Raw genomic sequence first — 14204 nt, 5'->3', positions numbered from 1 at the left:
AAAATAAAGACAAAACTATGATAGAATAAGAAACAGGAGAAGAACTAGGCTATATTAAAAAAAAGCCCACACTCGTTAGAGTGTGTTAGTTCAATATGGGTGTACAGAGAGTACCGTGTAGCGGCACGTAAAAGCTGTACTGCACTTGGAGCAGGGTAAAGTGTCCAAGACATTTAGATATTCAGTAGGATATCGCGCCCGCATCGGGGAGAAAAGATGAGTCTAGGTTGGAGACTTAAAAGTTCCAACCACGTCATACAGATACTCTGTAGGGTATCGTGGCTGACAGCCAGCAGAAAACCGCTAGTATTGTTTTTGAAAGTGTTAGATGATATTAGGTCTAACACTTTTTTGTATATTAATATTTTGGTTTCGGAACAGAGAAATACCACATGTGAAATAGCACTAAAATATCACATTAAATGAATCATAAAAGAATACCCGTTGTGACAGCACAACGGGATGTTTATTTGTATAGATGTATAAATATTGCGGGAAGTTGACGGTAATTCATAAGCTACTCCACTTTTATAAAATAAAAGGGCAGCGCCTTATCTTCTAGAGATAAAGGTTAGCAACCCAGTTTGCGCAACATGCGCCTTCGTCATAATTAATATACTACACTTTTTGAAAAATGCAAATAAATTTTACGTAGTTCCCCCTTACCCTCTGATTCAAAAATTTGCCTTTTCGTCATGCCTTAAATACCACATTTTTAACTGTAACGTAACTAAAGGTCTGGATATAGAATTGTATCCAAGCTTAACTTAATAAGAATTTACCGCTGTCACTATCCTGTTAGCTTAACTTAATGACATTGGTATTTGTTACTTTCTCTAAAATAGATATTTGATAATTATCAAATATTTATAGTTTTTTATTTACTCTGTTTTAGTTTTTCTAATATTGTTATCACATCTGGCTGCGTAGGAGTGAATTTAATTCCTCTTTTCAGCATACTCATTACCTTTTTTGCTTTTTGCTCAATTTCTTTGGCAACATGATTACTTGTTAATAGTAATTGATTTCCGGAGATTGTGTATTCTCGCTCAATATATTCATCTGTTATTGGAAACATATCTTGTATGAGAAATGCACTTTCACGACTATCATCTAGTTTAACAATATGAATGATATCACATGGCTTTCCTGCTTGTTCTTTCTTTTGCGTGATACGCCTGTATTTTTCAATACGGCTAGATAAAGGAATCATCCAATATATTCCAGTTGTTGAATCTTCAAAACAATAATAATGTGGTCTATTTCCTGATTTATTTCCTTTGAGATACGGATCGTTCATATCTTCAAAAAATTGATCTTTGATAATATAAAAACCTGTTTTTTTCATCTTTGTATCCTCATTATCTTCAAAAAGTAATAAATGTTTTGAAGATATTTTGTAACGAAAAATCCTTCACCTAATGGCGAAGGATTTTACTTTCAACCCAACCATTTATATTCCGCATATTGGTCAGCGGTAAACTTTCAACCCAACCATTTATACCCCGCATATTGGTCAGCGGCAAACTTTCATACTAACTAACTAATTAGCTAGTAATGTACTTCTTTTTACAACTCTATTTTAGCAAGCGTACATGTGATTGTCAATTTGAATGTTGATTCATATTTTTATGCTCTGATTCAAAAATATGTTATTTGTTTATAAATATACGATTACAGGAGCATACTTATGAACAAATTTAAACGCATGAAAAAGATATTAAAACAATGCATATATCAATTGGATGAATCCTCTTCTTTATTTGTTGTCAATCCAGAAAAGGATTTTACTCAAAAAAGAAAGCATCTGTTTGGGAACACATTGATGAATGTTTTGTTATTAGAAGGCGGCTCATTAAAAGATGAACTGTATAAACTGTTTGGATACAACCTAGATACGCCAACTGTGTCTTCTTTTATACAGGCAAGAGATAAAATTAAACCTGATACTTTTCATATTTTATTCAATTTATTTAATGGCAGAACAAGAAAGCCTAAGTTATATAATGGATACCGTCTTTTAGCTTTAGATGGTTCTACATTACCTATTACTTCTGAAATCAAGGATAAGAAAACAACAATCCAAAAGGCTAACAATTCCGATAAGCCGTTCTCTGCTTTTCATCTGAATACAAGCTATGATGTTTTAGAATACACCTATGATGATGTTATTTTACAGGGACAGGCTGTACAGAATGAACGGGATGCATTGAATAAAATGGTAGAACGCTATAAAGGCGATGAAGCTATCTTTATTGCAGACAGAGGGTATGAATCCATCAATTCCTTTGAGAAGATTAAATTATCAGGAAATAAGTATCTGGTTCGAGTCAAGGATATTCATTCCACTGGGATGTTACGTGGCTTTGGACCATTCCCATACGAAGAATTCGATGTTTGGACCAAACGAACACTGACTACAAAAAGCAGACAAATGATATTAAATCTCATCCTTTCTCTATAAATTTGTGCCACAAAATCAGCAATTTGATTATTTTGGAGATACTTCTTTTTATGATTTTGAGTGTCGAGTGGTTCGCTTTAAGATTACGGAGGATACATATGAATGCATTGTAACAAATTTAGCTAAAGATGAATTCGGTATGCAGGATATCAAAGAGCTGTATCATCTACGCTGGGGAATTGAAACCAGTTATCGTGAGTTGAAATATGATTTAGATTTAAATACGTTGCATTCTAAAAAGCGAAACCCGATTGAATAGGAAATCTACGCTAAGATGTTACTTTACAACTTTTGTAGCCGAATTACGAATGAAATCGATATTGCCAAGCAAAAACGTAAATATGAAAATCAACTCAACTTTGTTCGGGCTTTTCATATCATTCGTGAACGCCTTAAGAAAGTGAAAGTTCCTACTTATATTTGTGATATTATCGCTAAGGAAATTCTTCCTGTTCGCAGAAATCGGCAAAATAAAAGAAAACTGAAACCTAAAGCTCCAGTCTCCTTCAATTACCGTTTCGATTGATACTTATGACCACATGTCCAACGATGTAGCAGAAATGCTACACTTTTTGTCGTGAAAGCAAATAAAAAGACTGCTTAGATGAACCAATCTAAACAGTCTCGTTATTCTTAACTAAATGGCATTGGACAAGTACGTGGGATTTGTCAGCTAAAAATATAAATTACAATAAATGATCTTCATGAATTAGAAGTATATTTGGGTTTTCCTTTGCGATATCGAGCATACGTTTTGTAAAACCACTTTTACTAAATAAGCCATAGATAATGTTATATTTTGGGAAAGATTTGCGTATTTCTGCGGCGTTATCTACTTTTTCTTTTAATGTAAAGTATACGGGGGCATCTACTGGTTTTGTATGATATTTACATTCTCCAGCAAAAACTTGTTTATTTTGATGGTCTACAGACATGACATCGATTTCTGTATCTCCATCATAATCATTTAACCAATAAGATCCAATGCGTGATGGTACAAATGAAATTGCGTTGTTACTGCATAGTTTTGCGAAAATGTCCTTACAGATATCTTCATAAGCAAAGGCAACAAATTTTTCTTTAAAATCTTTATGAATTTCGTCTAGTACAATTTGCATATTGTCTAATTCCAATTCACCTTTGTAAGGGTAGACATAGCAAAACCAAAAACGAAGGAAATTATCTGCAATGAAATACAATCCTTTACGTGATTTTTCTGGATTCTTTTCTGTGATTGGTGTTCGTTTTTCAATGAAACCAAGATCCGAAAGTGTAGATAGATAAGGTGTAAGTGATGAAGATTCTTGTCCTAATGCACTTGCAATTTTACCGAGTTTATGATTGCCGTCTGCAATTGTCTTAATAATTGAAAAATAGTTTACGGCTGTTAAGGATTCGCTTTTTAATAAAAAATTGGGTTCTTCATATAAAAAGCCATTCTTAGAAAAAACGGCATCTTTAAGCTGTTCTTCTAAAGGTCTTCCGTCTTCAAAAAACTCCAAATATTTTGGTACACCACCTGTTAGAGCAAATTGTTCTACGGCTTGTTCAAAAGGAAGATTTTGTGTTTCATAAATACTAGTGAATGGTAGTGGCGTCAAACGCATTTGTGCTGTTCTACGACCATATAGTGGGCTATCATAAGAAAGTGCATGTTTTTGCATCATACCAATCAAGGAACCGGACAGAATCAACATTACGTTACTGTCTTTTAAAAATTCGTCCCATGCATTTTGTAGGATCGAAGGGAATGCTGAATTTGTTTTTACTAGATATGGAAATTCATCAATGACAAGGACTTTTTTTTCTTCTGGTTTATAGTCAGCAATTAGTTGAAATAAATCCAACCAATCTGTAAATTCTATTTTTTGTAGCAATGTGTTTTTTGTAGTACGAGCTATAACATTAGCAAGTCGTTTCATACTTTGGCTTTCTAATTCCTCGGTCGCAAGATAATAGAATGTAGTTTTATTCTTTAAGAACTCTTTGATCAGTGTTGTTTTTCCAACACGGCGTCGTCCATAAATAACCACAAAGCTACTGTTACGATTATATTCTGTATTTAATGTATGCAATTCGTTTTTTCTGCCTATGAATCTCATGATTACCCTCCTTATGATAAATCAACTTATGATAAATTCGTTTATATTATATAATCATAAGGTGATTAGTCAAGTTTCTTCATATAAGAAAAAGCTGACAAGTATGTGGGATTTGTCAGCTTAAGTTGGTTACAAGCCAAGGATTAGTACTCAGCCAATTTCATTATAACATCTAAACGCAAAAAAAATAGAGAACTAGCTATGTTTAGTTTTTGGGAAGGGCTAGTCCTCACGTCGAAATGTGTTAGATGTATAAAAATTGGGCTTCTTTTATTCATCTAATGGATAAATTATAGCATGTCTTTATTCTAATATAATAGAGAAATATAACTATAAGTATTTAAAAATATTAAATATAACAAAAAAATGTTTGTTTATTTTATCGTGACAAATGAAGGTTGTGTTGTTATTATATTTGTAAGAGTTTACATGAAATTCGGGGTATAATATGAAATTTTTTAAGCGTCAAAAGAAGAATAATATGGAGTTGGATGAAGTGTATAGGTTGCTTAAAGGATACTATAGGTGTTCTGTAGATGAGGGATATCCTTTTTTGTTTATGAGCGATGATTTTTTAAATACTTTACATTGGACGCAAAAAGAAATTGAAACTGAATTTGATAATAAATTAGTGAATATGTTACATCCTGAAGATAAAATTCGTTTAGATAAGAATAGAGATTTGTTGAGGAAACAATATAAAGTTGGTTCTTGTCAGAATGTGATTTTTCGTTTGAAAGGTAAGGATGGGTATCATTGGGTATCGGATTGTTATTTGGCTTTAAAACAAGATTCCACATTTTTCTTTCAGGGAAATATTACGGATGTTACAAGTTTTATGTTGGATAAAGAAAAAAGGGCTGAGGAGCGTAATCAAATGCTTACAGCCCTTACAATGGAATATTCGACTGTGATCATGGGGGATTTAATGGAGAATACGATGGTTGTCGTTAAGCATGGTGGCAAGATGTATAATTATAGAGGGTTCGATGATTTTTCGAATAAGGATAAGATGAATTATACACGTTGTTTACGTGATTTCTATGATCGTGTGTTGGTAAAAGAGTCGTGTAAAGATTTTATGGATATTTTATCTCCTGTTCCTTTTATGAATGCACTTCTTAAAAATGAGACGGTAGAATTGCAGTATCAGATTTATCCAAATTCCAATGGGTATGAATCTTTATATGCAAGAGCAATTCGTTTATATGATGAAAAGCATCATTTTCGTTTTGTGATGGGATTTCGTCCTATGGATGAGGTTCGTAAAAAGGAAAATGTTTTAGAACTTCAAAGAGAGATTATTGAAGGGATTAGTAAAGATTATTTCTCTGTACTTTTAGTGGAGTTGGATCAAGGACAAATCTATTCGTATCGTGAAGCGGGTAGTAATGGTAAGCGTATTGCAGATTTTTGTCGGTCTTATCATGATCGTTGGACTGAATTGTTGCCGGCTTATGCCAAAGATTTGGTTTCGGATGCTTCAAGAGACAGTTTTTTAGAAGAACTTTCCTTTGAAAAACTGAAATCGACCAATGAAGATTATTCTTTTACCTATGAATATATGTCGGATGAGGGTGTTTTATATTATCAGGCTCGTGTTTCTTATGTAAAGAAAAAGGATCGCACAAGAGCGGTTGTGATTGGTACAAGAAATATTGATGATTTGATTAAGAAGGAGCGTCTTCAAAAGGAACAGTTAAGAAAGGCTTATATTCAAGCTGAAAATGCGAGTAATGCTAAGACAAATTTCTTAAATAATATGTCACACGATATTCGTACGCCTATGAATGTAATTCTTGGATATAATCAATTGATGAAAATGAAGCTTTCAGATCCTGTTTTGGTGGATTATCAAAAGAAGATCGAGCAGTCGGGTAATTTATTACTTTCCATTATTAATGATGTATTGAATATGGCTCGTATTGAAAGTGGTAAAAGTGTGTTAGTTGAAAGTAGTGAGTCCATTGTAGATATGGTTGAAGAAGTATCGAATGTCTTTGGTGCTATGGCCAAAGAAAAAGAGATTGTATTAGATACAAAAATGGATATAAAACATAAACAAGTATTGTGTGATAGTACGAAGGTGAAGGAAATTTTAGTGAATTTGATTGGCAATGCCATTAAATATACACCGAATGGTGGTCATGTCACAGTGGATGTAAAGGAACTGGAGTGTTCAAAAGAAGGTTATGGTACATATCAAATTCAAATCATAGATACGGGTATTGGAATGAGTGAAAGTTTTATTCCAACGCTATTTGATTCATTTACGCGAGAAGCTTCCGTAAATATTATGGGCACAGGTCTTGGTATGGCTATTGTAAAGAAATTGATAGATATGATGGGTGGTACGATTGATGTTGAAAGTGTGCTTGGTAAAGGGAGTTGTTTTACAATTACGATAGATCATATGGTTGTGGATGAAGAGGTAGTAAAAACAGAAAATGAGGATTTATCCATTTCTAAGCATTTTTTAGAAGGTAAACATGTATTACTAGCAGAAGATAATGAGTTGAATGCAGAATTTGCGAAGATTATATTAGAGGATTGTGGCTTATACGTAGACTTGGCAAGAGATGGTTTGCAGTGTGTTGGTAAAGTGACTCAAAAACCGGTTGGTACGTATGACTTTATTTTAATGGATATCCAAATGCCAAATATGAATGGGTATTTAGCTACACAAAAAATTAGGGCGATTCCAGAAAAGCAAAATATTCCAATTATTGCGATGAGTGCGAATGCGTTTGATGAAGATAAAAAGAAGGCACTGAATGTGGGTATGGATGGATATATTTCTAAGCCAATTGATATGGAAAAACTTCAAAGTCAAATTATAGAGATTTTAAAAGAGAAAGCGGGCAGTTAAAATGGGCGCTTTGAACTATAAAAAAGAGTTGAACATAAGTTTGTGGGGGCTTAGCTCAACTCTTATTTAGGAAACTGGATATGTAGAATACAAGTGATCCAGTAAAAAATGGGGACATATTCACAATAAAGGAGTTGCTTCAAATCTCACAATATTAACAGATTTTATATGTATTTACTAAATTTTTATATAAGTTGAAATGTTTTTTTTTGATTTTTTATACATTATTTTCATGCTAATTGGGAAGTTATATATAGAGGCCATTCACAAAGAAGCAACTCATTTTTATAAAAAAAAACGGGTTGACTTTTTGCGTGCTGGTTGGTATCATACGTATGAAGATAAGAGGTTAGCTACTTCTGATTGTTCGCCGCTTGCTCAGTTCGTTTTGAATAAGCGGGATATAAGTGAAGAGTAGGTCGCTATTATGGTGTTAGCTCCCACCGATAGGAGCCTTTTTTTTATGGTTTTCTGTAAGGCCTCTATAGTCTAAAAAACGGATGCTACAAGGATAAAAGCAGCAAACATAAAAGTCGGCATCTGATTTTTATACTATAGAATTGTAAGACAATTATGAAAGGCTATTATTATGATATATTTATCAGAGTTAAAAATAGGCTGTATTTGTACAGTAAAAAAATCTTTTGTTGTTTCGCACAACATTCATGAAGATTTCACGAAAAATGGAAGTAGACCTTTCGTTATTGCAGAAATTAAAGAATACGGCATAATTTGGCTGGTTCCGTGTTATAGCCATTGTAAAGAATATAGCAATATAACAAAACGATTTTATTTTACCTTGAATACCCCTTCTGGTATCGAAAAATATCTTGATTATAGAAATATGATACCTGTTGATTGTAATGCTATTAATTCGATTTATACTCCAACACAAAATACTATTCCTATACTTGAAGGACAGGATTTAAAGACATTTTTAATAAAATATAGAAGTAATAAAACATATCTTAAAAGGAATTTATAAAAATCTAATTTGATGTTTAAAAGTCCATTTTCAATTGAAAAGGAATTAATAATACATGATTATTTAGATAAACCATATTATTGGTTAGAACGTGATTATAATATTGTAGATACTGAACGACATTTTGATAAGCAAATAGAATATCAAAAAGATTCTTTTGCGGATGGGCTATATTATAATTATCAAAACAACTTAAAATACTTCTTAAAAGCCAGAAATGAATACATACCAAACAGATATGCATACTTGTTTTCTCAATTCTCTAAAACAAAACTTGAGCAGCGTTATATTTGTTTCACAGATAAGGGGTTTGTGGAACAAATAGACCCTTTAGAGTTTTCTGAAAATATATTGAATTCAAAATTGTTAATCAAAGAAGAACTGTCCCATATTGATATTCCTTATGACACGGAAATCCGAAACATTGAAGTTCCTATGTTGAGTGATGTTCAAAAACAGCATGTCATAAAAGAATTAATATATCTTGAGAACTTGATTGTTAGCGAAAAAACATATTATGGTGTATTTGGTAAAACTCCGGATAAAAAACAAATACTTACATATGAGAAAGAACTTAAATTATAATTATGATTTCTTTGGACGACCTCTCTTCCTTTTTGGAGGAGAGGCCTTTATGCTTTTTGTAAACTCTTCAACAGAACCGTATTTATGAAGATATATTTCATAAAATATAATGTCATCTGCATTAGGTAGTTTGCACATCTTTTCAACCTTTTGTCTCTTGGTTAATCCTTTTTCGTACAGTCCATATTGTTTGATTAGTTCATTTAATCGAACAACACCTAAATTCAAGAAAAACTTCCTTTTGTTAAATACAAACTGTGCTGTAGAATCTCCCCCATAAGGACTTTTGTCAGCTGAAGTCGTTTGACAAACCACAATCTGTCTTGCTTTTCGTATTTTCTGCCTAGATGCATTTATTATTTTTTTAGATGGCCTGGGAAGGTCTAGAATATTAAGCTTCTCTATATCTGCTTTGGTCGGTACTTTTTTGTTATTCAATGTGAATTTACATATATTTATTGACTAACAAATTTGCAGCGTCCTTTACTGTAAATGATGCAATATGATGTTCTTTCTTATAGTTAGCTAAAAAGGTATGCTCCTACATATATGGGAAGATAATCTGAGGCTACACCAGTTTATGATTTTACAATATCTTTTTCGAGCTGAGTATGAAAACTGTTTACTGCATTGATTGTTAATCCAAATTTATAACGTAATGCAATGAATTCATCATAATTAATTTTTTTATCTGTATTCTCGATATGGGGATACAGTTTTTCTTTGTATAGTTGCTCATTGATTTTCCTGTCTCTTTTATAATCTGCTTCTGTCAATGTTTTATAAATATTATTCGTATCTATATATCCACGTACTTTTCTTTCTTTTCTAAAAGTAGAAGGTTCTATATAGTGATTCCAGTGATGTTTCTTTGTCCATAATCTATATAGCTCTAAATTGTCCGTACAAATGTAAGAAACGGATTCGATTTGATTTTCTAAATCTGATAACTCATTAAAAGATAAGGGTCCCAAACACACACATTTAGCATAATAATGTCCGAAAGAATCCACAGCACATAATACATTGACAAACTCGGGTCCAAAAATGCCACATTCACTGCGATAATTATGTCTCCTAGCATATCGACTATTTGTTGAATCTAAGAAAGAGATGAGTTTTTGATTTCCTTTTTGATTCTCTCTAAAATATTTTTCATCAATTTGTATTACCCCTTTTAATTTAGGCTTAGGCAGACTAGAAAGTATGTAAAGAACCTTCATAACCAGCAGCCAAGTTGTTTATTTATAGGCGCTTTACATACATTTTGGGAAACAAATTCAATGCTTTATTTGGTAATGGCAAAATAGACAAGTTTAACCATTTCGTCCCATGTTAAATCAAAACCTTCAAATATTGTATTTGCTGTTAGTAAAAATCTTTTGCCACATAGGTTACATTTATATCTTTAATTCCCATTTGTACTCTTGCCGCTTTTAATAAAATTTAAACTATCACAATATGGACAACGTATAGAAATGCCGTTTTGTTTAAAAGCTTTTTGAAAATCAATAGTTGTGGCAATCTTTGCCAATCTACTGTTTTTAGTCTTCAAATATTCTATAATTTCTTGCAATGTCATTTTGTTGATATCTTGAGTCATAAAAAATACCTTCCAAAATAATAAAAAACATTCCATCTATACAACTATTGTATACATAAAATGTTTTAAAGTCGATATTTAAACTTTTTACTTTAGCTCCCTTATTGGGTATATGCCCAAAAATAGTATATAACTAAATGATTAAATTGACAAAGGTATTTGATTAGTTATACAAATATATATGTATATATATCATCCTATGAATCTAGATTTGCAGGCAAAAACAGCAAAAAGTCATAGTCGATCAATTGTATTAGAGAATGTGAAAAATAAAATTTTTTCTAGAAATAGGAATGTATCTGCAAAGATTATTCTGAAACAAATTTTTTCAGGTAGACAATCAACAAATAGGTTAGGACACGTAGGCACAACAAGCTATCAGTAACGTGGATATGACTGTGTTAAAGATAAAGAAGGTGTGTATATTTAAATATGTATTAGAAGACATAGAATCACAATTCATACATTGGATTTATCAGTAAGGAATGTGTGTGATAATAATTGCTGTGCACTGGTTAGATGAAAGTGCAAATTTAATAATGGGATTTAAGCATAGTCATGTGTGTTTTGATTAGAAAGTAGGTATGTAATGAGCAATAGTTCTTTAACAGAAAAGTGTAATGATATATTAAATTTTTGGAAATTAGAAGAATATTTTACACCATCAGATTATCCAAAATTGCTTTTAAAAATTAAAGAGGGAGAAAATAAAAATGATTTTGATGCATATTATGATGTTAACAGTGACAAAATTTTGCCATTAGATAGATATAAGTCTCATAATGAGTATTTGAGGAAGAAGAATAAACCTGAAGAGAAGTTATACAATTGAGCAAATATTTATTGTGGTCGTTATAAAATCAAAGATTTTGTAGCAAGAATGGCTGAAAAGTTCAAGTTGGACATGGAAGAATATGAGGAAATCAATGAATTGACAGGACGTTTTTATATTTTTTCTGTTCAGATTGATTTAGATGGGGAAATCACAGAAGAAGGCGTGCAAGTTAGTCCGTTCTTTTATGCAGTACTTCGTATGATAAAAGCCGAGTGCATAGATGTTAATATTAAGCTAGATGATATACGGAAACTAAATGAAGACGTAAATGAAATCATTAAACAAAATAATGTAGAAATATTGAATTTTGAGGATGTTGAACAAATAAAAAGTATTATATTTAATAAACTGAATATTGAGTCTGAGAGCGAAATTGGGCTAACAAGTGCTTGGAATGAAGTATATGCATGTAAAGGTTTAAAAAAAGAAGATGAAACAAGTGAATTTACCAGTTTTTATTTGGATGAAATAGAAAATATTCAGAAGAACTATAAGAATAATAAGAATTTGGTAAGGTACATCACCTCATTATTGGAAGAAAACAAAAATAGGATAATGATAGATAGCGATGTTTATTCTATGAAAAAATGGTTGGAAGCAGATCGATTTCCAATGGGGAAATATCCATCAAAGTTTTCTCCGACGCTAATGCAGCAAATAGCTATAAACATAGCTATTTCAGAAAAGGATAGAAATGAGGAAATGTTTTCAGTAAATGGGCCGCCAGGAACAGGAAAAACAACTCTTTTGAAAGAAATAATTGCTTCTAACGTTGTCCAGCAAGCTGAAGTTTTAATTAAATATGGAATAGGTGATTGTGGTTTTGTTTCTAGGAAGATTGAATCTACATCTCATGATGGTTATACAGATAAATATTATGAAATACCGGAAGAAATTACTAAATATGGAATTCTTGTGGTATCAAATAATAATGGTGCTGTAGAAAATATCACGCTTGATTTACCAAAAGCATGCGATATGGAAAAGGATAAAACTAGGACAGATTATTTCGATAGAAAAATACATAAAGAAGTGTATTTTTCAGCAGTTGCAGATAATCTTTTGGGCAAAGAAGGAAGTGCATGGGGATTAATATCGGCTCGTATGGGAAGAAAATCTTTTGTTACTGAAGTTTTAAAATCTTGTGTATTCGCTAAAACCAATGATGCTTCGGATAAGGTGACATTAGATTGTGCAAAAAAACATAGTATTTCGTGGGATGATGCTGTTGATCAGTTTAATATAGCTAAAAAGAAGGTTTTAGAATTAAGAGATGGTATAAAAAAAGATCAAAAATTCTTGGATGATTTTTATGAAGAGGTAGAAAGGCTTGAGAAGAGTAACTTAGATTTAAAACAGTTATTTATAGAAAAGGAGCAATTAGAAAGACAGTTAAATGAGGTGAGTTTGGAGTTAAAAAATAATGAAGATCAAACTAACGAACGCGAAGAGGAAATTAAGTATATTAAGGATCATAGTTCTATTTTTAAGAAACTTCTTATTCTTTTGGGGGTAGGAAAAATAGGTGGGCATGTTGCTGAAAAACAAAAATGTGTTGATGATTTATTGATTCAACATGAAGATATTAAGAATAGATATAATTTTTTTGAGAGTAGTACTGAAAATGTGCGCACAAAAATTGAAGGGAAACGCAATGATATATCTGATTTAGAACAGCAAGTACGGATTGATGAAGAAAAAATATATGGAAATAATGAGTCTTTAAAGAATAAATATAAAAATAATCTTGCGGATCAATATTTTTATAAAAATATTAAATCATCTGAGGACTCGCAGAATGCATGTCCATGGACATTTGAGGAATATGATATGGCTAGGGAGGCATTGTTTTATGATTCATTACAAGTGAGAAAAGCGTTTGTATTAGAATCAAAATGTATAAAAAGAAATCTGTTTGTATATAAAGAATATAACAATGGGAAATATACATTAGCAGAAAAACAACAGATGTTTCCACATTTGTTTAATGCATTGTCTGTAGTGATACCTGTGTTATCTTCTACTTTTGCTTCGGTGGGAAGATTTTTAAAACATGCTGGGAATAAGAGTTTAGGTATGCTTATCATTGACGAATCTGGACAAGCCGTTCCACAGTCAGCTTTAGGCGCAATTTATAGAACGAAGCGAGCAGTTGTTGTAGGGGATCCATTGCAAGTAGAACCTGTTGTAACAATTCCTAAAGTGCTGATTGACATATTGGGTGACAATACAGGTGTAGAAAATGATTATAAGTCGATTGAAAATTCAGCTCAGACTTTTGCAGATAATATAAATGAGTTTAATGGTATGATTGGAAATCGTCAGGTTGGTTGTCCATTGGTTGTTCACAGAAGGTGCATAGATCCAATGTTTTCTATTTCAAATTTGATTTCATATGATAATAGAATGTTTAATAAAACAAATAAGAAGGAAGAATGTCAGAAACCAGAAAACCCATTTTTGATAAAAAAATCTGGATGGATTCATGTGGAGGGAGATGAAAATGGTAATAGGGATCATTTTGTAAAAAATCAGGCAGTAAAAGTAGGTGAATTACTGGAAGAGGCCGTACATATATATTCAGATTTGTTTGAGACAGATGATAAGATTTTTATAATTACACCTTTTAGAACTGTTGCGGAATCAATGCGTGAGTTTATTGTTAGCTACTTTTCAAAAAAAGGGTATGATAAGAAAGTTTTGTCAAAGTGGACAAAAAATTGTGTTGGTACAGTACATACTTTTCAAGGTAAAGATGCGA

General features: G+C 31.9%; 12 protein-coding genes. 7 read left to right on the top strand and 5 right to left on the bottom strand.

The annotated features are described in order from the left end of the window. Positions 1-877: 877 nt before the first annotated feature. Positions 878-1348 (bottom strand): hypothetical protein, encoded by a 471-nt coding sequence (locus Q3907_RS09200; protein ID WP_278513207.1) that lies wholly within the window; start codon positions 1346-1348, stop codon positions 878-880. A gap of 342 nt (positions 1349-1690) precedes the next feature. Between Q3907_RS09200 and Q3907_RS09195 the strand changes: the two genes are divergently transcribed. Both Q3907_RS09195 and Q3907_RS09190 read left to right on the top strand, forming a co-directional pair. Beyond that, positions 1691-2464: a transposase gene (locus Q3907_RS09195; protein WP_301898061.1), complete on the top strand. Its 774-nt coding sequence runs from the start codon at positions 1691-1693 to the stop codon at positions 2462-2464. A gap of 4 nt (positions 2465-2468) precedes the next feature. Next, positions 2469-2723, top strand: coding sequence for a transposase (locus tag Q3907_RS09190; protein ID WP_278737998.1), 255 nt, complete (start codon positions 2469-2471; stop codon positions 2721-2723). A gap of 427 nt (positions 2724-3150) precedes the next feature. Here Q3907_RS09190 and Q3907_RS09185 read toward each other — a convergent pair whose 3' ends face one another. After that, positions 3151-4566, bottom strand: a complete 1416-nt coding sequence (locus Q3907_RS09185) for an ATP-binding protein (protein ID WP_301898060.1) — start codon at positions 4564-4566, stop codon at positions 3151-3153. 448 nt (positions 4567-5014) lie between these two features. Here Q3907_RS09185 and Q3907_RS09180 point away from each other — a divergent pair, with 448 nt between their 5' ends. From Q3907_RS09180 to Q3907_RS09170, 3 genes are all read left to right on the top strand, one after another. After that, positions 5015-7435 carry a PAS domain-containing hybrid sensor histidine kinase/response regulator gene (locus tag Q3907_RS09180; protein WP_301898059.1) on the top strand — a complete coding sequence of 807 codons (2421 nt, stop codon included), beginning with the start codon at positions 5015-5017 and terminating at the stop codon, positions 7433-7435. A 589-nt stretch (positions 7436-8024) separates the two neighbouring features. Then, a complete protein-coding gene (locus tag Q3907_RS09175; protein ID WP_301898058.1) occupies positions 8025-8420 on the top strand; it encodes a hypothetical protein in 396 nt (131 codons plus the stop codon). Between the two features lie 12 nt (positions 8421-8432). Next, positions 8433-9005, top strand: a complete 573-nt coding sequence (locus tag Q3907_RS09170; RefSeq protein ID WP_301898057.1) for a hypothetical protein — start codon at positions 8433-8435, stop codon at positions 9003-9005. Here the strand turns inward: Q3907_RS09170 and Q3907_RS09165 are convergent, their stop codons facing one another. The 3 genes from Q3907_RS09165 to Q3907_RS09155 form a co-directional block, all read right to left on the bottom strand. Continuing rightward, on the bottom strand, positions 9006-9443 hold the full coding sequence (locus Q3907_RS09165) for a hypothetical protein (protein ID WP_301898056.1): 438 nt from the start codon (positions 9441-9443) through the stop codon (positions 9006-9008). It abuts the gene before it with no gap. Between the two features lie 140 nt (positions 9444-9583). Next, positions 9584-10228: a hypothetical protein gene (locus tag Q3907_RS09160; RefSeq protein WP_301898055.1), complete on the bottom strand. Its 645-nt coding sequence runs from the start codon at positions 10226-10228 to the stop codon at positions 9584-9586. A 185-nt stretch (positions 10229-10413) separates the two neighbouring features. Next, on the bottom strand, positions 10414-10608 hold the full coding sequence (locus Q3907_RS09155; protein ID WP_301898054.1) for a hypothetical protein: 195 nt from the start codon (positions 10606-10608) through the stop codon (positions 10414-10416). Between the two features lie 589 nt (positions 10609-11197). On the opposite strand from Q3907_RS09155, the gene Q3907_RS09150 reads away from it, so the two are divergent. Together Q3907_RS09150 and Q3907_RS09145 are read left to right on the top strand one after the other, a co-directional pair. Next, a complete protein-coding gene (locus tag Q3907_RS09150) occupies positions 11198-11440 on the top strand; it encodes a hypothetical protein (RefSeq protein ID WP_301898053.1) in 243 nt (80 codons plus the stop codon). Positions 11441-11512: 72 nt separating this feature from the next. Then, positions 11513-14204, top strand: a 2692-nt coding sequence (locus Q3907_RS09145) for an AAA domain-containing protein (RefSeq protein WP_301898052.1), incomplete at its 3' end; no start/stop codon positions are given.

The sequence above is a fragment of the uncultured Holdemanella sp. genome (assembly GCF_958348295.1).
In the GTDB taxonomy this organism is placed as follows: Bacteria; Bacillota_I; Bacilli_A; order Erysipelotrichales; family Erysipelotrichaceae; genus Holdemanella.
This window is presented reverse-complemented; position numbering and strand designations above follow the sequence as displayed.